The sequence below is a fragment of the Paenibacillus hamazuiensis genome, from assembly GCF_023276405.1.
Taxonomy (GTDB): Bacteria; Bacillota; Bacilli; order Paenibacillales; family NBRC-103111; genus Paenibacillus_AF; species Paenibacillus_AF hamazuiensis.
Genome location: NZ_JALRMO010000001.1, coordinates 5,527,883 through 5,547,788, shown reverse-complemented (window position 1 = coordinate 5,547,788; position 19,906 = coordinate 5,527,883). Strand labels below are relative to the sequence as shown.

17 protein-coding genes are annotated in these 19,906 nt (G+C 55.4%); 13 read left to right on the top strand and 4 right to left on the bottom strand.

The annotated features are described in order from the left end of the window. Nucleotides 1–41: 41 nt before the first annotated feature. The 9 genes from MYS68_RS24160 (at nucleotide 42) to MYS68_RS24120 (ending at nucleotide 10,269) form a co-directional block, all read left to right on the top strand. Entirely contained in the window at nucleotides 42–605 is a 564-nt protein-coding gene (locus MYS68_RS24160; protein WP_248928292.1) for a PepSY-associated TM helix domain-containing protein, read from the top strand. 440 nt (nucleotides 606–1,045) lie between these two features. After that, entirely contained in the window at nucleotides 1,046–4,378 is a 3,333-nt protein-coding gene (locus MYS68_RS24155) for an Ig-like domain-containing protein (RefSeq protein WP_248928291.1), read from the top strand. 189 nt (nucleotides 4,379–4,567) lie between these two features. Further along, nucleotides 4,568–5,245: a response regulator transcription factor gene (locus MYS68_RS24150; RefSeq protein WP_248928290.1), complete on the top strand. Its 678-nt coding sequence runs from the start codon at nucleotides 4,568–4,570 to the stop codon at nucleotides 5,243–5,245. Beyond that, nucleotides 5,238–6,605, top strand: a complete 1,368-nt coding sequence (locus tag MYS68_RS24145) for a HAMP domain-containing sensor histidine kinase (RefSeq protein ID WP_248928289.1) — start codon at nucleotides 5,238–5,240, stop codon at nucleotides 6,603–6,605. Before MYS68_RS24150 ends, MYS68_RS24145 begins: the two co-directional genes overlap by 8 nt. Nucleotides 6,606–6,676: 71 nt before the next feature. Next, nucleotides 6,677–7,507, top strand: coding sequence for an electron transfer flavoprotein subunit beta/FixA family protein (locus MYS68_RS24140; protein ID WP_248928288.1), 831 nt, complete (start codon nucleotides 6,677–6,679; stop codon nucleotides 7,505–7,507). Further along, nucleotides 7,504–8,535: an electron transfer flavoprotein subunit alpha/FixB family protein gene (locus MYS68_RS24135; RefSeq protein WP_248928287.1), complete on the top strand. Its 1,032-nt coding sequence runs from the start codon at nucleotides 7,504–7,506 to the stop codon at nucleotides 8,533–8,535. Before MYS68_RS24140 ends, MYS68_RS24135 begins: the two co-directional genes overlap by 4 nt. Further along, nucleotides 8,528–9,823: an FAD-dependent oxidoreductase gene (locus MYS68_RS24130; RefSeq protein WP_248928286.1), complete on the top strand. Its 1,296-nt coding sequence runs from the start codon at nucleotides 8,528–8,530 to the stop codon at nucleotides 9,821–9,823. Before MYS68_RS24135 ends, MYS68_RS24130 begins: the two co-directional genes overlap by 8 nt. After that, nucleotides 9,823–10,119 carry a ferredoxin family protein gene (locus MYS68_RS24125; protein ID WP_248928285.1) on the top strand — a complete coding sequence of 99 codons (297 nt, stop codon included), beginning with the start codon at nucleotides 9,823–9,825 and terminating at the stop codon, nucleotides 10,117–10,119. Before MYS68_RS24130 ends, MYS68_RS24125 begins: the two co-directional genes overlap by 1 nt. A gap of 6 nt (nucleotides 10,120–10,125) precedes the next feature. Next, nucleotides 10,126–10,269, top strand: coding sequence for a hypothetical protein (locus tag MYS68_RS24120; protein WP_248928284.1), 144 nt, complete (start codon nucleotides 10,126–10,128; stop codon nucleotides 10,267–10,269). Nucleotides 10,270–10,331: 62 nt separating this feature from the next. On the opposite strand, the gene MYS68_RS24115 is transcribed toward MYS68_RS24120, so the two are convergent. The 3 genes from MYS68_RS24115 to ahpC form a co-directional block, all read right to left on the bottom strand. After that, nucleotides 10,332–11,330 carry an aminoglycoside phosphotransferase family protein gene (locus MYS68_RS24115; RefSeq protein ID WP_248928283.1) on the bottom strand — a complete coding sequence of 333 codons (999 nt, stop codon included), beginning with the start codon at nucleotides 11,328–11,330 and terminating at the stop codon, nucleotides 10,332–10,334. A gap of 176 nt (nucleotides 11,331–11,506) precedes the next feature. Next, nucleotides 11,507–13,036, bottom strand: coding sequence for an alkyl hydroperoxide reductase subunit F (ahpF, locus tag MYS68_RS24110; RefSeq protein WP_248928282.1), 1,530 nt, complete (start codon nucleotides 13,034–13,036; stop codon nucleotides 11,507–11,509). A gap of 12 nt (nucleotides 13,037–13,048) precedes the next feature. Next, the gene (ahpC, locus tag MYS68_RS24105; RefSeq protein WP_248928281.1) at nucleotides 13,049–13,612 is read right to left on the bottom strand and encodes an alkyl hydroperoxide reductase subunit C; all 564 of its coding nucleotides are present in this window, start codon (nucleotides 13,610–13,612) and stop codon (nucleotides 13,049–13,051) included. A gap of 255 nt (nucleotides 13,613–13,867) precedes the next feature. Here ahpC and MYS68_RS24100 point away from each other — a divergent pair, with 255 nt between their 5' ends. The 3 genes from MYS68_RS24100 to MYS68_RS24090 all read left to right on the top strand — a co-directional run bounded on the left by MYS68_RS24100 (nucleotide 13,868) and on the right by MYS68_RS24090 (nucleotide 17,586). Next, nucleotides 13,868–15,103, top strand: coding sequence for an ankyrin repeat domain-containing protein (locus tag MYS68_RS24100; RefSeq protein ID WP_248928280.1), 1,236 nt, complete (start codon nucleotides 13,868–13,870; stop codon nucleotides 15,101–15,103). 183 nt (nucleotides 15,104–15,286) lie between these two features. Then, nucleotides 15,287–15,640 (top strand): hypothetical protein, encoded by a 354-nt coding sequence (locus tag MYS68_RS24095; RefSeq protein WP_248928279.1) that lies wholly within the window; start codon nucleotides 15,287–15,289, stop codon nucleotides 15,638–15,640. Nucleotides 15,641–15,852: 212 nt separating this feature from the next. Next, the gene (locus MYS68_RS24090) at nucleotides 15,853–17,586 is read left to right on the top strand and encodes a sensor histidine kinase (protein ID WP_248928278.1); all 1,734 of its coding nucleotides are present in this window, start codon (nucleotides 15,853–15,855) and stop codon (nucleotides 17,584–17,586) included. A 32-nt stretch (nucleotides 17,587–17,618) separates the two neighbouring features. On the opposite strand, the gene MYS68_RS24085 is transcribed toward MYS68_RS24090, so the two are convergent. Beyond that, entirely contained in the window at nucleotides 17,619–18,722 is a 1,104-nt protein-coding gene (locus tag MYS68_RS24085; RefSeq protein WP_248928277.1) for an amidohydrolase family protein, read from the bottom strand. A gap of 196 nt (nucleotides 18,723–18,918) precedes the next feature. Here MYS68_RS24085 and MYS68_RS24080 point away from each other — a divergent pair, with 196 nt between their 5' ends. Continuing rightward, entirely contained in the window at nucleotides 18,919–19,689 is a 771-nt protein-coding gene (locus MYS68_RS24080) for a hypothetical protein (RefSeq protein WP_248928276.1), read from the top strand. Nucleotides 19,690–19,906: the final 217 nt, after the last annotated feature.

Sequence of the window (19,906 nt, the reverse complement as noted above, 5' to 3'; positions counted from 1 at the left end):
GCATAATGACATTATCCAAACAACACTGGGAGGCATACACAATGAAAAAGAACAGACAGCTGCATTTATGGATTGGTTTCATCTGCTCGGTATTTATTTTGGTCGAATCGGTGACCGGGCTTATTTTATCGGAGCCGTGGCTCGTCGGAGCCGGAAAAGGAGAAGGCGGAGGCATGCGTCCGCAGATGGCGGTTCAGTCGCAGGCCGCGCCGGGCGGAGCCGCTTTGTCCGCGAACGGTTCGTCCGGACAAACGCAGGGCCAAGCGGAAGGACAGGCGCAGAGTTCACAGTTCGCGGCAGGCTCGCCATCCGCGGCCGCCGAGGGTAGCGCAGCCCCGGCTGCGCGTCAAAACGGCGAAGGAGCGGGAGTTGGCGCAAAAGCCGTCTCCAGCCTGTACGGCATGATTAAAGGGCTGCACGAGGGCAGGGTCGGCGGGACCAACGTAAAGATATTGGCCGATCTGACCGCGATCGGACTGATCTTTTTAACCGTGAGCGGCATCGTCTTGTCGATACAAACGCTGCGGGCCCAGGCAAAGTCGAGGAAACGCAGAAAGGCCGACCACCGGCTGCTGCGTGAAATGGAGCAGGAGAGTCCGGCTTGATTATGCTCCTCAACGCTCGAGCATTTGAATTCCCTAAAGTGATGCACGCAGCTCCGGCGTTTACGCAAATGCTGCTGAGGACATAGGATCCGTTATTTGTTCTGGCCGGCCGGTTATCCTGATCTCGCGGACAGAGAATCCGCTATCGGCCGAAATTGTGCGCAAAACGGTTCGTGCAAGCTCAAATAACGGAACGTATGTCCGATCGGTCGTCGCTAACGTTTATTCGCGAAAAAATAACGGAGCCATTGTCCGTGTGAACAAACGGCGGCTCTTCTTCGGGCGGAAGCCAGTCTCCAAGAGCGTATTGCCTGCCGTTTCCCGCCCGGTTTCGTCGCTTCCTGTTCATGTTCAGTTCATATAGAGTTCATACAACTTTGGTATTTTTATTCATGTACATACAGTTTATGATCTTGAACGAACAGGAAGGAGTGCGCTTTTTGAAAAACAGATTATATCGCAGATGGGGAAGCGTCGTTACCATTATCGCGATGCTCTTCGGCTTGTGCGGACAAGCTTGGGCGGCCGATGAAATTTCCCGTCTGGTGCTGTCGAAAAATGACCTGTCGCTGGAAATCGGCGATACGTATCAGCTCAGCGCGACCGCCATTTATGTGAGCGGCGCGACGGAGAATGTAACGATCAAGACGGACTGGCAGTCGAGTACTCCGACCGTGGCGGGGGCGTACGCGGGAGTGATCACCGCCAAAGCCGAAGGCACGGCGATTATTACGGCGACCTATTCCGGCAAAACGGTAGTGGTCAATGTGACCGTCGACAAGAAAGTGCGCAGCCTGACGAAAAATAAAACGGCGAGCTCGCTCCGCGCCGGCGCGTCGGATCAGATCACGCTGATGGCCACGTATACGGACGGGACGACCGCCAACGTGACGAGCAAGGCGGATTGGTCGACGTCGAACGACGGCGTCGCGACGGTGAGCGACGGCCTCATTACCGGCGTAAGCAGCGGTACGGCGACGGTTACGGCCAAATACGGCAGCCAGGTCGTCACCGTGGCGGTTGAGGTCGATCCGGTGCGGCGCCTCGATCCGGATAAGACCGATCTCATCCTGAAGGTCGGAGGGACGCAGCAAATCAAGCTGATGGCTTTGTTCGACAACGGGGACTACGAGGACATCGCCGACAAAGCCGAATGGTCGTCCAATAAGGAAAACATCGCCGACGCGTTTAAAGGCCTCATTACCGCTTATGGAACGGGTGAAGCGACGATTACGGCGCAATACGGCAGCAAAACCGCTTCCATCGTCGTCAGCGTCGATGTGGCGAAGCGGCTTGACGCGGATCAGTCGGACTTGTTTTTGCGGACGAACGACTCCCAGCAAATCAAGCTGACAGCGGTGTATGCCGACGGTACGTCGGACGATGTAACCGCTAAGGCTACATGGTCGTCGGACAACGAAGACGTGGCCGGTGTGGATGAAGGCAAGGTGACCGGTTACTCCAGCGGCAAAGCGACCGTCACCGCCAGCTACGGTGGCAAGTCGACGACGATCAACGTCGATGTGGAAACGCCGCGCAAGCTGGAGATGGACGTGACTTCGATTCAACTGAAAACGGGGAATACCGCGAAAATCAAGCTGACGGCGACGTACGCCGACGGAACGAAGGAGGATGTGACCCAGCGGGCATCCTGGACTTCCGACAACGAAGCGGTCGCCTATGCGAACAAAGGCACGGTCACCGCCTACAAAGCGGGCGAAGCGACGATCACGGCGAAATTCGGCACGGCGTCGGTGCAGGCGGTCGTCGATGTCGATGTGGCGCGCAGCTTGACCTTGAACAAAAAAAGCGTGAGCTTGCGCAGCGGGCAGTCGGAGCAGCTTACCCTCACGGCGATTTTGGCCGACGGAAGCAAGCAGGACGTGACGGCTGAGGCCGAATGGTCCGTCGATCAAGAAGACGTCGCTTCCGTCACGAACGGCAAAATTACGACTTATGGCAGCGGTCAAGCCACCGTGACGGCCAAATACGGCGAGAAATCGGCGGTAGCGACCGTTGTCGTGGAGCTTGCGCGCAAGCTGGAGCTCGATGCGACGGATGTGTACTTGAAGGAAAACGGCTCGAAGCAGCTGAAGCTGACCGCGACCTTCGAGGACGGAACGGCGGAGGATGTAACGGGCAAAGCGGACTGGTCGACGGACAACGGCAATGTCGCTTCCGTAAACAAGGGCCAGATCACGGGCAATAAAATGGGCCAGGCGGTCGTTACCGCCAAATACGGAGACAAGACCGTTACCGTGACGGTCGATGTGGCTACCCCGCGCAAGCTGACCGTAAGCAAAACGTCGCTCGACCTGCGTGCCGGAGGAACCGAGCAGTTGACGGTGACCGCACTGTATGCGGACGGTACGACCGCGGACGTGACCGACAAGGCGGCCTGGAGCGTGGACAATGAAGATATCGCTCTTGCCAGCAAAGGCAAGGTCACGGGCTACAAGTCGGGCAAGGCCGTCGTAACGGCGGCGTACGGCTCCAGAACGGCTGCGGTTCAGGTCGAAGTCGACCAAGCGACGACGATTGCGGCCAGCAAGACGAAGCTGAATCTGCAGGCCGGGGATACCGAGCAGGTGACCGTAACGGTCACTTACCCCGACGGTACGACCGAAGACGTGACGCAGAAAGCGGAATGGTCCTCCAAGGCAGCTTCGGTTGCGGATGTGAAAAAAGGTTTGATCAGTGCGCTGGACAGAGGCTCCGCGACAATTACCGCCAAATACGGCGATAAAACCGCGACCGTCACGGTAACGGTCGGCGAAGTTTCCGGTCTTACCATAAGCGAAAGCAAGCTGGTGCTGCAGGAGGGGCAATCGGCCACCGTTACGCTGACAGCCGCCTTTAAGGACGGCAAGCAGAAAAACGTAACGGATGAGGCTGAATGGGGCACCTCGTCGGACAAGATCGCCAAAGTTACGAGCGGCACTATCAAAGCTTACGGCAGCGGCAAGGCGACCATTACGGCCCGTTACGGAGACCGTTCGGAAACCGTTGAAGTGGAAGTCGATATGGCAAGCAAGCTGTCCGCGAATACGAAACTGCTTGTTTTGGAAAAGAACGGCCAGTTCCAGCTCGTGGTGACGGCGATGAATTCCAGCCTCGAGTCGGAAGATGTCACCGAGAAGGCGCAGTGGAAAACGAACAACGACAAGGTGGCCGATGTAACCCTCGGCATGGTCACAGCTTACGGCAGCGGCAAAGCGACAATCACGGCTTCGTACGGCGGCAAATCCGTCACCGTGCCGGTGGAGGTTGAAGTTGCACAGAAGCTTGCGTTTAATAAACGCATCGTGTATCTCAAATCGGGAAGCGAAGAAACGCTGACGTTGACGGCTACGTTCGCTGACGGCACCACCAAAGACGTGACGAGCGCGGCGGAATGGACATCGTCCAATTACACGACGGTGGACGTGAACCAGGGCACTGTATCCGGGGTTCAATACGGCAAAGCGACGGTCTCGGCCAAGTACGGCGGCAAGCGGGCCTTCCTGCAGGTGACGGTGGACGAGCTGAAATATTTGAAGGCGAGCGACAAAAAGCTGACGCTGAGCGTTAATGACACGAAGCAGGTGAAGCTGACCGCAACCTACAAGGACGGCAGCGAAGCCGAAGTGAATTCTCAGGCTGCATGGAAGAGCACGAACGATAAGGTAGCTGACGTCAAGGATGGACTTATTACCGTCTATGGTAAAGGCACCGCGTCGATTACAGCCAAGTATGGCGGCAAGACCGTTTCCATTGTCGTCATCGGGAAATAGACAAATCGAGCGGATAGACGGTAAACCGTCTTCGGTGGACGATCAAACGGCGGTGATTCGATCAAGCGATGCGTTTGCTTCAGCTTAAGCTGAAGACAAACGCATTTTTTTTAAGTAAAAGTTCAGCTTTATTTCAATTTTGTTCGATATATAGATGGATGGGAAATATCGGTGGAGGAGGAAGAAACCATGGCGAAAATTCTGGTCGTCGATGACGACCGAAACATTCGCGAGCTGATCCGGATTTATTTGAAAAACCAGATGTACTCCGTCGTCGAGGCGGCTAACGGAGAGGAAGCTCTGTCCATTATGGAAAAAGAGCCGATCGATCTTGTCATTTTGGACATTATGATGCCTCAGCTGGACGGCTGGGATTTGTGCAGGGAACTAAAGAGAAAGTACGACTTTCCTGTGCTGGTGGTGACGGCCAAGGGAGAGCAGGCGCATAAAATCAAAGGCCTTCAGCTCGGGGCCGACGACTATTTGGTCAAGCCGTTCGATCCGCAGGAGCTGGTTCTGCGGGTCAAAGCGCTGCTGAAGCGGTACAAGATCGCTTCGGCCCAAACGGTCATGGTCGCCGATCTGTACATGAACCGGAGCACGTACGATGTGACGCTCGGAAGCGAACGTTTTGCGCTGCCGCTCAAGGAGTTCGAACTGCTGTTCCGGCTGGCGAGTTATGCCGGTCATATTTTCACCAGAGAGCAGCTGATCGAGCAAATATGGGGGCCCGACTACGAGGGGGACGAGCGCACCGTCGACGTGCATATCAAGCGGCTGCGGGAAAGGCTGGCGAGAAAAACCGATTCGGTCAAAATCACGACCGTGCGGGGGCTCGGATACCGGCTCGAGGTTTGCCATGATTAGATCGCTGTACGTCCGGACGGTCGGCATTTTCATTATCGTCGTCGTGCTGAGCGCCGTGCTTTCCTTTTTCATTTCGGGGCTGCTCATTCAGAGGGACGCTCCGCCGCAGCCGGAAGGAGACATGCTGATCGCCGGGTATTACGCGATTCAATTGATGAAGGAAACGAATGTGAAAAATCCCGATTCCTACATCGAACGGTTCGCGACCTTGCAGCATTTCATCATCACCGTATACAACGACAAGGGAGAGCTGCGCCGGTACGGCAACGTGCCGGATTCGAACCGGGAGGACGAGATCACTCCGGACGAGCTTTCCTCCGTTTTGAAAGGAGAGACGTACCAACGGCCGAAGAAAAAACCGGACGATCCCGGCAATCTGCTTATCGGCCTGCCTTTTCAAATGAACGGGGAGAACCGCGCGATGATCATCCAGCTTAACTTCAAAGGGCAGAAGCAGCAGATCGACAAAATGGTCATGAGCGTGCTTCTGAATACTCTCGCGCTGGGCGGCCTTATGATCCTGATCGCTTCCCGTTATTTGGTGCGTCCGCTGACCAAGCTGACCGAGGCGACGCGCAAGCTTGCCACCGGCGACTTCAACGTGCAGGTCAAGCTGAAGCGCAAGGACGAGATCGGCTTTCTGGCCGACAGCTTCAACCATATGGCCGAGGAGCTGCGGCAGCTCGAGCAGATGCGGCAGGATTTCGTCGCCAACGTGTCCCACGAAATCCAAACCCCGCTCACCTCGATTCGGGGATTTTCCAAGGCGATCCGCGAAGGGCTTGTCGAAGGCGAGGATAAGGACCGCTGCCTCGGCATCATTCAGGAGGAATGTGACCGGCTGTCGCGGCTGGTGGAAAATTTGCTGCGGCTCGCTTCGCTCGAGTCCGAGCATCATCCGTTTAAGCCTGTGCGTTTTGATTTGGCCGAGCAGCTGCGCATGGCGTTACTGACGAGCACCCCGCTGCTGGAGCAGAAGCGGCTCGCGCTCGAGCTCGATTTGCCGAAGACGAAAATCGTCGCGGATAAAGACCAGCTGTACCAGGTATGGGTCAACCTGCTGCAAAACAGCATTAAGTTTACGCCCGAAGGCGGATGCATATCGGTTCGGGTTTCGCAGGGCGGCGGCTTTGCCGAAGTGCAGGTGCGGGACACGGGCATCGGCATTCCGCCGGAGGATATCGAGCATGTGTTCGACCGGTTTTACAAAGCGGACAAATCGCGCGACGCTTCCCGGGAAGGAAGCGGCCTCGGCCTTGCCATCGTGAAAAAAATCGTTGAAATTCACCGCGGCACGATCGGGCTGGACAGCAAGCCGGGCGACGGAACCGTATTTACGGTGAAGCTGCCCGCCGTTTAGGCATTTTATGCGCGCAGGTTTTATATACATAAGTATTCGAGTATATTTGACCATGCGAAGAGGTGCTGCGGATGCTTCATATTGTGGCCTGCATCAAGCAGGTACCGGATACGAAGATCATCAAGATGAACCCGAAAACGAACACGATGGACCGGTCGAGCGCGCCGGCGATTTTGAATCCTTACGACGCGCATGCGGTGGAAGAGGCCGTCCGGCTGAAGAAAAGGTACGGAGGCACGGTGTCCGTGCTTACGATGGGCCCGCCGCCTGCCGTCAAGGCGATCAAGAAATGCATCGAAATCGGTGCGGACGAAGGATACATGATCTCGGACCGCGCCTTCGCCGGTGCGGATACGCTGGCGACCAGCTATGCGCTTACGAAAGCGCTTCAAAAAATCGGCGGCATCCTGCCCGTCGACCTGATCATTTGCGGCAAAATGACGATTGACGGAGATACGGGCCAGGTAGGGCCGGGCATCGCGCGCAGGCTGGACATCCCGCCGCTCACGTCGGTGAACAAGGTCGTCGAGGTGAACCGGGAGGAGGGCTACGCGGTCGTCCATCGCAAGCTGGAGGACGGTTATGAGGTCGTCCGCTCGACGCTGCCGTGCCTTTTTTCCGTGGAAAAGGAAATCAACGAGGTTCCGTATTCGCCGCTGCCGAACGTGCTGAAGGCGGCTCGCTACCAGCCGCATATATGGTCGGTCGCCGATCTGGACGATGTCGACCGCTCCCAGCTTGGCCTCAAGGGCTCGCCTACCATCGTATCGTCCGTCTGGGCGCCGGAGAAGCCGAAGGGCGGACAAATGTTCGCCGGCAGCCCCGCCGAGCAGGTGAAGCAGCTGCTCGGCGTCGTGCTGGAGAAGAAGGAGCTGTTCGAGGCGCGGGGAGGTGCGGGATGAGCGGCGATTTTAGCGATTACCGCGGCGTGTGGGTGTTTTTGGAGGCGAAGGACGGGCGGATTGCGCCGGTTTCCCTGGAATTGCTTGGAGCCGGCAGGCGTCTTGCCGATAAGCGGAAAACCGAGCTTGCCGGCGTGCTGATCGGTGACGGTGTCACTGCGCTTGCAGGTACGGCATTCGAATACGGAGCCGATACGGTGTACGCTTACGACGCTCCCATATACAAGCATTACCGTACGGAGACGTACATGAAGGCGCTGTTTGCCTGCATCGAAAAATACAAGCCGGAGATCGTGCTGTTCGGCGCAACCTCGACAGGCAAAGATTTGGCCAGCGCGGTGGCGACCGACCTGCCGACGGGACTGACCGCCGATACGACGATCCTCGACGTCGAGGAGGACACCGGGCTGCTGCTCGCGAGTCGTCCGGCGTTCGGCGGCAACATCATGGCGACGATTCTGTGCAAAAAGTACCGGCCGCAAATGGCGACGGTCCGGCCGAAGGTGATGAAATCTCTGGCACCCGAGCCGGGCCGCCAAGGAAAGCTTATCCCGGAGGCTATTCCGCTGCGCGAAGAGGATGTGCGCACGAAGGTGCTGGACATCGTCCGCTCCACCGCGCCGCGCGTGCGCATCGACGAGGCGGACGTGATCGTCGCCGGCGGCAAAGGGCTCGGCAGTGCGGCCGGCTTCCAGCTCCTCCATCAGCTGGCCGGAGTGCTCGGAGCCGCGGTCGGCGCAAGCCGGGACGTGGTCGAGGCCGGCTGGATCGGCCATCACCATCAGGTCGGCCAGACCGGGGTGACCGTGACGCCGAAGATTTACTTCGCGATCGGCATCTCCGGCGCCATCCAGCATATCGTCGGCATGCAAAATTCCGGGCTGATCATAGCGATCAACAAGGACCCGGCTGCGCCGATTTTTCAGTCGTGCCACTATGGAATCGTCGGAGACGCGTTTGAAATCGTACCGCTGATGATCGAGCAGTTCAAAAAGGCGCTCGGAAAGGAAGACGTGCAGCATGCCTGAAAAATTCGATTGTATCGTCGTCGGAGCCGGCCCGGCCGGCATCGCTTGCGCTTATGAGCTGGGCAAGGCGGGAGTGAACGTGCTGCTGCTCGAACGCGGGGAATACCCGGGCTCGAAAAACGTGATGGGCGGCGTTCTGTACCGCAAAATGATGGAGGACGTCATCCCGGAGTTTTACAAGGAGGCGCCGCTCGAGCGGCACATCGTCGAGCAGCGCTTCATGATGCTCGATAAGGAGTCGGCGGTCACTATCGGCTACAAAGGGCTGGAGTGGGCGCAGGAGCCGTACAACAATTTTACGGTGCTGCGCGCCAAATTCGACCAATGGTTCGCGCAGAAAGCCGTCGAGCAGGGAGCGCTGCTCGTCTGCGAAACGGTGGCGCTCGAATGCATCGTGGAGAACGGCCGCGTCGTCGGCGTCCGCACCGACCGTCCGGACGGCGACCTGTATGCCGACGTAGTCGTGCTGGCGGACGGAGTGAATTCGCTGCTCGCCAAATCGCTCGGCTTTCACAAGGAGTTCAAGCCCGACGAGGTGGCGCTGGCAACGATGGAGATCGTGAAGCTCGACCGCAAAGTCATCGAGGACCGGTTCGGACTGGAAGGCGATCAGGGCTGCACGATCGAGCTGTTCGGCGATGCGACCAAGGGCATCCTCGGCACCGGCTTCCTGTACACGAACAAAGACACGCTCAGCATCGGCGTCGGCACTCTGCTGTCCGGCTTGATCAAACATAAGATCAAGCCTTACGAGCTGCTGGAATATGTGAAAAATCACCCGATGGTCCGCCCCTACCTGCAGGGCGGCGAGCCGCAGGAATATTTGGCCCACCTGATCCCCGAGGGCGGCTATTATTCGATGCCGAAGGTCGTCGGCAGCGGCGTGCTCGTCGTCGGCGACGCCGCGCAGCTCGTCAACGCCATACACCGCGAAGGCTCCAACATGGCGATGACGTCGGGCCGCTTGGCGGCGGAGACGGTCGTCATGGCAAAGCAGCTCGGCGATTTTTCCGAAGCGGTGCTGGATCAATACCGCATCCGGCTGATGGAGAGCTTCGTCGGCAAAGATTTGGTGAAATACAAGGATGCCACGCATCATTTCGATAAGTTCCCGCAATATTTCGATCAATACATTCCGATGATGAACCGTGCGGCCAGCCAAATGTTCACGGTCGACGGCTCCTCCAAACGCGAGAAGCAGAAAAAAATTTGGGATGATCTGGGATCCTTCAAGGACAAGGCCAAAATCGTTCGGGATATGTACCGGGCCTGGAAGGTGATGAAGTGATGAGCGAAGCTCCTAAAGCCCAAACGATCGAAGAGAAGCAATATTTGCTGCGCTTTAACGCCGATACGAAATCCCATCTGACCGTCCTCGACGCCGACATCTGCCTAACCAAATGTCCCGATAAAATATGCACGATCTTTTGCCCTGCGGAAGTGTACAAATGGGAGGACATCCGCATGCACGTCGGGTACGAGGGCTGCCATGAATGCGGAAGCTGCCGCATCGGCTGTCCTCATCAAAATATTAAATGGGAATACCCGAAAGGCGGGCACGGAATCGTCTTTAGACTGGGGTGAATCGGTTTGTTCGAAATCGGGGACCTGGTAGTGCTGGACGGCGCGAGAGGCATCATTGTGGAGGTGGTTCGCGGCTGGTGCCATGTGGCGTGGGAAGATTTTTTCGTCAGCTGGGAAAAGGAGGAGCAGCTCGAGAAAGCGGAGCAATAGACTGGGCGAGCCCGGAACGGGATGGTTCCGGGCTTTATCGTGCCCAGGGGCCTGTCACCGGGCTACTGAGCAGCCCATTCATCGAGAAACGCTGCCGCTTTGAGCCGGTCCGGCCACGTTTCGACCATTTTGCCGATCAATTCGCCGCTCCCCTTTCGGTTGGGAAAGCGGGCTGCCGTCCAGGCTTCGCGGGGCAGGCGGAAGAGCGAGGCGATCAGCCTTCTTTCAGCCCGTTCCAGCGGCCTCGCTTCCTCATATCCTTGCAAGAAAGATCGGATGAATTCCGGGCGGAATTGGGTTGTATTCGCCAGAGCTTTCGCCAGCTCTGCATAGACGGAGCCGAGCCTGACGCGATCCCAATCGATGATGTACAGCCGGCCGTCCTCCGCAATAATGACGTTGCTGGAAGTGATGTCGCCATGGATCAACGCCGGACGTGAGATTTCTTGCTCCAGCAAAGCCGCAATTTCCGGATCCTTCATTTCGGCCCACGTCCTTTCGGACAGGCTCCGGCAGTCGGCTTCGTATGTTCTGAACCATCTCCGGTACGCTGCGCTTTTTCGCGTGGCTCCATCCTTATCGCCAAGAAAACGGGAGTCCTGCGCCATCCATACGGCGACCTGCTTCAGGGTAAAGAAATCGGATTCATGAATGCCCGGCAAATCGTTCGAAGGCTGGTGAATCGCGGCGGTAACCCGTCCCAATTGTTCATAGTCCGCAGCTTCCCGCAGCCCCCGGCCGCGAATCCATTCCGTCATGTAAAAAGGTTTCCCTTTATAAATAACCCACAATTTGCCGTTATCCGCGTAGAGCCAGCGAGGCATATGGCCGTAGCCGCGGCGTATTAAATATTGGATGCGGCCGGCGGCTTCTTTCATTTGTTGAATCGTGCCCGACGGGATTAACGGACTTCGATAATAAGGTTTCAATGCATAGGACCTTGTTTTCGTTTGTATCCGGATGACCGCTTTTTTTTGATAAACGGAAGGCCGCCAGCGGAATTTTAACGGAATGATGCCGAAACGGCGCGTCAGCTTGCCGACATGGGCTTTGGTGTACAAGCCGGTCCCCCCCTGGTTTCAGAATATGCAATCAGTTATTCCATTACAATATTCAACCGGGGGATGTCGGTATGGCCTGGTGCCATGCGGAGCGGGAGATTTTTCGTCAGCCGGAAAAAAAGAGAGGCAAAAGCAAAACCCGGAACCTCAAGTTCCGGGCTTTTTTTAAAATGGGATTAATTGCGGATTAAATAATCGAATGCGCCCAAAGCTGCAGTGGCACCCGATCCCATGGAGATGATGATCTGCTTATACGGACTGTTGGTGCAATCTCCTGCGGCAAAAACTCCCGGTACGCTCGTGGCGCCGTGCCGGTCGACGACGATTTCGCCGAAGCGGGTGCGTTCCACCGTGTCGCCGAGCCAATCGGTGTTGGGGACAAGACCGATCTGCACAAACACGCCCTGCAATTCGATATGCTGTTCGGCCCCCGAATCGCGTTCTATATAAGTGATCCCGTTCACCTTGTCGGTTCCGGTAATTTCCTTGGTTTGCACGTTCTTTAAGACGGTTACGTTAGGCAGGCTGTAAAGCCGCTTCTGCAGTACGGCATCGGCTTTCAGTTCCGGCATGAACTCCAGAACGGTCACATGCTTCACAATGCCGGCCAGGTCGATCGCCGCTTCGATGCCGGAGTTGCCGCCGCCGATCACCGCTACGTCTTTTCCTGTAAACAAAGGACCGTCGCAATGAGGGCAGTAGGCAACGCCTTTGTTTTTGAACTCGGCTTCGCCGGGGACGCCAATATTGCGCCAACGGGCGCCCGTCGAAATAATGACGGTTTTGCTTTTCAGAACAGCGCCGTTTTCAAGTTCGATTTCGACGAAATCTTTCTTTTCCAAACGTTTGGCGCGCTGCTGCTTCATCACATCGATGCCGTACTCTTTGACGTGCTCTTCCAGGCTCGCAACGAGCTTGGGGCCTTCGGTATATTTTACGCTGATAAAGTTCTCAATGCCCAAGGTATCCATGACTTGACCGCCGAAACGCTCGGCCACAATGCCCGTGCGGATGCCTTTGCGCGCCGCATAAATCGCTGCGCTCGCGCCGGCCGGTCCGCCCCCGACAACAAGCACATCGTACGGTTCTTTATTCGCAAATTCCGATGCGTCCGGACCATTGCCGAGCTTGGCGAGAATTTCTTCCACCGACATACGGCCGCTTCCGAACATCTCGCCGTTTAAGAAAACGGTCGGCACGGCCATGACGTTCCTGCTTTCGGCTTCCTCTTTGAACGCCGCACCGTCGATCATCGTATGCGTGATGCCCGGATTGAGAATGCTCATCAGGTTCAGCGCCTGCACCACATCCGGACAATTGTGGCAGCTCAGGCTGATGAAAGATTCGAAATGATATTCGCCGCGAATGCTCTTGATTTGATCAATGATGTTCTGCTCAACCTTCGGAGGTCTTCCGCTAACCTGCAGCAGAGCCAGCACCAATGAAGTAAATTCGTGGCCCAAAGGAATGCCTGCAAAAGTGACTCCGGTGTCCTCGCCCATACGATTTACGCTGAAACTCGGCGTTCTGGGCAATTGCGTTTTCTCCACCTTTATATAAGGAGACATGCTGGCTAATTCATCAATCAAAGCCAGCATGTCTTGAGATACGGCATCGGAACCGGCACTGACCTTCAGCAGCACATCGCCTTCCATGAGCCCAAGATATTGGGTTAATTGTGCTTTTATATCCGCGTCCAGTGCCATGGCCAACGCTCCTTAAATTTTGCCTACGAGATCAAGGCTCGGTTTAAGGGTTGCAGCGCCTTCCTGCCATTTAGCAGGGCAAACTTCACCCGGGTTGTTGCGGACGTATTGAGCCGCTTTGATCTTGTTAACCAAGATGCTGGCATCGCGTCCGATACCGCCTGCATTAATTTCGATGGCTTGGATAACGCCGTCCGGATCGATGATAAACGTACCGCGGTCGGCAAGGCCGTCGGCTTCGATCAGCACGTCAAAGTTGCGGGAGATCGTGTGGGAAGGATCGCCGATCATGATGTAAGTGATTTTTCCGATCGTTTCGGAGCTGTCATGCCATGCTTTATGTGTAAAATGGGTGTCCGTCGAAACGGAGTAAACTTCAACGCCAAGTCCCTTGAGGGTCTCGTATTGGTTTTGCAGATCTTCGAGCTCGGTCGGGCAAACGAACGTAAAGTCTGCCGGATAGAAGCAAACGACGCTCCATTTGCCTTTAAAGTCAGCTTCGGTAACATCGATGAACTTGCCATTGTGGAAAGCGGATGCTTTGAACGGTTTTACTTCAGTTCCAATCAGGGACATGATTAAATTTCCTCCTTAGAGTGGTTTAAGATATTATCAATAGCCAGCTCAGGATTCATATGTCCTTTGCTAAACTATAATAATTCTAATTTAGTTATAATTATTATCTAAAAGACATTCGTTTGTCAAGCGCTGATTAAAATATCGCCATGTTTTATTTTAGCAAATTTGCCGCAGCTAATCCATTTCACCTGCGGGAACTAATTTCCAATACCTGCGTCTAAACATAATAATTACAAATTTGTGGGAAGCGGGATGATTCGATTGAAAAAAGTGATGCTGGGTTTTGTCTGCGGAGTGCTGCTTTCCGCATGTACGGCCGTTTATGCGGATGATGTCGTAGAGGCGCTGCTGGTTCCGCTGCGGGTGAGTGTGAACGGGGAAGCCAAGCGGCTGGGCGACGAATATCGCGTGCTGAATTACGATGGTCATGTCTATTTGCCGGCGCGGTTTGTGGTGGAGACGCTCGGCGGGCAAGTATTTTATGACGAGCAGGAGCGGAAGCTGTCGATCGTCGACCCGAAGCTGCCGGATCGCGCGGATTGGCAGCAGCAGGCGAAGGTGCTGATGGAGCTGGCGAGCGGGGAGCGGCTTGAGCCGGCTGCGCGGCTTATCGATTCCTACAGCGGGGAAGAGAGGGATCGGCTTTTTCTCGAGGTCGCGAAAACGATGTTCCAATACGCCGATAAGCCGCACATGGCGGAGCTGCTGCAGTTGTTTGCGGACAGGAAGGTCAATCTGGAGGTACGCGATGATAAATCCGGCTATACGCCGCTTCTTTTTTTAGCAGAGCGATCTCCGGCTTATATCCCGGTTTTACTGGATGCCGGAGCCAATGTGAACGCGGCGGGCGTAAGAGGAGATACGGCACTTATGCGTATTGCCGGTAAGGGAATGCCGGAGCTTGTCCGCGCCATGCTGCAAAAAGGCGCAGACCCTAATGCACAGGTGCTGGGAGGCTATACGCCGCTCCGCGCCGCCGCTTTGCCGATGTTTACGAATTATCGTAAGGAGACGGCGGAAACCGTCGCTCTGCTGCTCGCAGCCGGGGCGAAAGTCAACGTCGTCGACGCCGACGGAACGACACCGCTGCTCGTTGCAAGCGAATTTGGCGAAATGTCCGAGCCTGTCGTCCGACTGCTCCTCGATCACGGCGCCGATGTGAAGCTTGCGGACAGCGAGGGCAGAACCGCGCTGCACCGCAGCGCTAAGGGCGGCGGCTCCCCGGAGCTGATCGCCATGATGATTCGACTCGGCGCCCCCGCCGACGGCAAGGACAAGGAGGGCAATACCCCGCTCGCCTACGCCGTAGATAGGGCCGGCAGCGTGATACCGGAAAATCTGGAGAATTGCAGGGAAGTAATCCGTCTGCTGATCGGCGCAGGGGCGGATCCCGCAGCGCCCAACGCTCAGGGCGTCTCTCCACGGGATCGTGCCGCCGCCCTGGAGGACGAGCAGCGGCGCGAGCTTGTGCTGGGATGGCTGCAGTGAAGCTCCTGGGGCTTCTACGAGCACGTTGGCTTAACCTCGTTGATTTATTTTTTAAATAAATTTTAGTGTTATTGCCGGCGAATTGTTAGTAAAATAATAGATAACGACACGGTTCGACAAACTTTTTGCCTGGCTTTAACTTGGATTAAGGCAATCGTTCGGCATTTACAGGAGGTTGCAGCGATGCATTCGATTCGTTTGGAAAAACAAGATCTCATCAACGAATTTTTCTCTATGGTCAGAAAATTGAACCGGACCGCGATGGACGGCATCTATGTCCGGGAATTTTTTTGGAAAGTATCGGAAATCCGCGACTATGTGCCGCCAACGGTCGAATTTTTGACGGTGCTGCGCTACTACAACTCGGTACTGTTTTACGATTTCCGCAAATCGCTTGTTCCGAACTCGAGCATGTGGCTGCTCGCGGGCGTCGATATGGACGTCAATCTGGCGCTGCACAATTTGGGCGTCCGAACCGTGGACCAGCTTCGTCACCTGGTGAAGGGGCAAAAAAGCAGGCAGCGGGAAGCCCGCTGACCGGCACGGTCCGACATAAAGCTAATAAACAAGGTGTGCTAAAGAAGGGGTCCGGCTCCGGTTTAGTGCACCTTTTTTGTTTTTTCCAAACTATTTGGAAATCTCTCATAACATTCGACAAGATGCGGCAAAAAACGCTATAATCTACTTCTAGGGCTTATTAGAATGGGCCGAAGCCTATCTGATCATCCGAGGTGATGTCATTGTCTTTCTTGAGAAAAATCCCTCTGAAAACAACTCTGTTGTTTCTGATTGTGCTGGCAGCGCTTAATTTGGCATATTATCATCATACCAAGGACTTGATTTTGGACAGTCAAAAAGAAAAAATACAGCTGCTGTACAGCAGCCTGCTCGCGAATATCGAGCAAACCTCGGCGGGTGAGCTGTTTGTCGAGGAGCAGATCGGCAAAAATTTGCGGACGGCGGCCGTAGCCGCCAAATTCAAGCTGAATCCGGACATCGGCAAGGTGAGTAACGAGGAGCTCGTGGAATTAAGCGAACAGCTCGGCGTCGATCATATCACGTTATTCGAAAAACAACAGGACGACATCATCGGCGTAAGGTCCTCCGACCCGAAGGACGTCGGCGTCAACGCGAGAGGATGGGATGTGACGTACGATGCGTTCAAGCAGCTTTTTAACGGTGAGAACGTTCATGTCGGGATCGGGCAGGCGCTGCCCCATTATTGGTCCGAACCGTTCAATACGTCCTCGTCCAATCCGGCCAGCATCGATAAATGGGGATATTATTACGACGGCACGACGGGGTATTTGATCAACCCGTTCGTGCACGATACGAGTTTGCGCCAGTACCAGAAAATGGCCGGCATTGACGCCACCATTCAAAGGCTGAAGAAAGATAACGAATCGATGGGGCTGGAAATCTCCGTGCTGAACGCGAACACGCTGCTGGAGAAGAAAATTCCGTCGGTTAACCCGACTCCGGACAGCTTTTTTTCGGAAAGGCTCGTGCTGTTCGGGGATTACAAATACCGGGATGCCGAGGAGAAAAAGTACGCACAGCTCGCAATCGATTCGGATACGTCGGTATATTATGTGGCCACCTCGGACGGAAAAGAAATCCTGAAAAGCTTTACGCCGATCCGCGCCGACTATTTGAAGTACAATCCGGCGGGAGCTCCTCCGCTCATCGAAATTTCCATCCATGCGGACCCCATCCAGGAAAAGCTGAGCGAGCAGCTCAACCAAACGTTGTTTTTCATGTTCGTGTGCACCTGCCTGAGCCTTGCGCTGATGGGCGTCATGTTCATGCTAACCCAACGGAAAAAGGAAGAGGCCGTTCAGGAGGTGCAGGAAACCTATGCAGGGAATATCGAAACGCTGTTCCAATCGATTCGCGAGCAGCGTCACGACTTCATCAATCATCTGCAGACGATTCACGGCTTTTTGACCATGAAGCATTACGATGAGCTGCAGGCGTACACGGAGGCGCTGGTCGGCGAAATTCGCGTCGTCAACGATTTGGTGAACATCAACAACCCGCCGCTCATCGCGCTCCTTCAAGCCAAAATCGCTCAGGCGGAACGGCTGCAGATCAGCTTCGAGCACGTGTTCGGGCAGATGGACAAGCTGAAGCTGAGCGCCGTGAAAGCGACCGATATCGTCAAAATGCTCAGCAATCTGATCGATAACGCGTTCGACGCCTCGATGGAGCTCGATCCCGATCACCGGTTCGTCACGGTGGAAGGCGACATTGTGGGCAACCAGCTGCAGCTGAAGGTCGCCAACGACGGCAATCCGATTCCCGAGGACGTGCGCCAGAAGCTGTTCCAGCGAGGGTTTACTTCCAAGCATAACGGCAAAAACTCCGGCCTCGGCCTGCACATCGTGCACGAGCTGGTGAAAAAGTACAAAGGGACGATTCAGGTGAAAAGCGAGGACGGTACGACCGAGTTTTCCATCTCCATCCCGATGACGAAATGGTAGCAGTATGTGCCGGCCCTTTGGGTCGGCTTTTTTTATTTCCCGTACAGCAGCTGGCCTGCCTCCCATTTGGTCAAGTTTTTCCAGTCGACGGCAGGGCCGTCTTTCGGGAGCTTCTCCCGCAATGTGGCAATCTGCGTCTCGGTGGCGCGCTGGCGTGCGATAAGCCCGAACAGATTATCGTGGGCAATTTTGCGGATCAGCTCCTTATCCTCCAACAAATCGACGACCTGATACATCGCTCCGATCGCCGCTTCCTCGCTTTCCAGCCCGAACCCCGAGTCGGTGCTGAGCATAAAGCGGTCGGGAAATTGTTTCATCACGGGGATGAAATCCTCCAGCTTGTTTGCGCTATCCTTGTTTAAAGACGTAAAGCCGGCGAAGAAATCGGCGTACAGATTCGGGTGTTTCTCCAGCAGACGCCTGATATTGTCCGGCGAATTATAGGCGTTGGCATGAGCAAAGATAAACGAGGTGTTCGGATGCGCTTCCAGCGCCTTTTCCAGCTGAACGATCGGCATGCCGCCCGGCGGGTCGATATGCAGAAGAACGGGTGCTCCGTATTCGGAGCAGATGTCGTAAATTTGCGGCAAATAGCCGTCCATCGGGTGCTGGGCCTTCCATTTGACTTTGGCCAAAACCGGCGAATTCGTCGAGGCGGCGGCAATTTCCCCCAGACCGAAGAAACCGCTTTCCAAATTGGCTTTGACCACCTCCAGGCTGGACGGGTCATGCAGGTCGAATCCGGAAAAGAACGGGATAAACATCTGCGGGTTCATTTTGTAAGCCGTCATTGCATTTTGATCCGTATCGACCGCACTCGGTTCCGAAACGTCCCCGAACAGCACAATCCGGTCCACCGACAGCTCCTTCCATTTGCCCGCCATCCGAAGATAACCCATGCCGCCGGCATCGTGATTATGCGCGTCGATGAGCGGGATGCCGCCGAACCGCATGGCCAAATCTTTGATGCTTTTGCCGGGAGACGGGCTTGCGGTCGGCACCGCCGCTGCGCTCTCAGTTTCTGCCGTGACGGGAGGCTGTGGGGTTTTTGATGAAAAGAGGCTGTGCCCGATCGCCAGAAAACCCGCGGCACATAAGCCGGCGAAGGCAACATAAAGCGGATTGATGCGTTTCATATCGGATCTCCTTTCAACAATGCAAAATCCGTTCTTCCAAAAGCGCTATAACGCGAGTTTACTATATTTTCCTGTTTTCAGCTAACATTCAGCGAATCTTCAAGGAACGCTCAGCGCATATTCATGGTGAATTAAGGAAACGGACCTATACTTCAAAGTGTAAGACAAAACTACTCAAGAAAAGGTGGAATACGATATGAAGATGTTCGGCAAAAAAATAATCGCAGGAACGATCGCAGCAAGCTTTTTAATCGGAGGGGCAGCGGTGGTACATAATCAGGCCTTCGCCGACACGACATCCACATCTTCCGCATCGGCTTCGACGTCCGTATCGGACCAGACTTACAAGGCGGACAAGGCGCAGCGTCCTGACGGACGCATGGGCTTCCGCGGCGGCATCAACTTCATGCAGGAAGCGGCAACGATTTTGGGGATCGATGAAGCGACGTTGAAAGCATCCTTGAAGGACGGAAAAACGCTGGTCCAGCTCGCCCAGGAAAAAGGCATCACCGAGGACGATCTCGTGCAAAAGCTCGCCGCTGCCGAAACGAAGGCGATCGATACCGCAGTGAGTGAAGGGAAACTGACGCAGGAGCAAGCCGATAAAATGAAAACCGGCCTGGCGGACCGTCTGAAGCAAATGGTCGAAAACAAACGTGCGGAAGGCATGGGTGGACCGGGAGGTCCTAAGGGACACGGACCGGGCGGATTTTTCGGCAAGCCGGGAGCGCTCGAAGAGATTCTCGGCGTCACGCAGGATGAGCTGAAGACGGGCCTTGCGGCCGGCAAATCGATCGCCGAAATCGCGCAGGAAAAAGGCATCAGCAAAGAAGAGCTGATCAGCAAGCTGAAGGACAGCATGACCGAGCAGATCACCCAGTTTGTCGATCGCAAAGGACAGCCCGGCGACGGCAAGTCCCGCGGCGCGAAGCAGCAGGACAAAACGACGACGACCACTCAGCAGTAAAAAGAAAAACGCAGCATACCGCGGCACCGCGGCCATGCTGCGTTTTTTTGTCGCGTTAGAACCGCTTGCGGACGTGCCTTGCGTGCATGCGGAACGGAATGATGGCGGGAAGCGTATCTATGTAGAAGGTGCAACTTAAAGGAACCATTGGACACCTCATCTCTTTTTTAGTACCATATGAATCATAATCCATTATTTCTAAGATTCAGAATTGTTT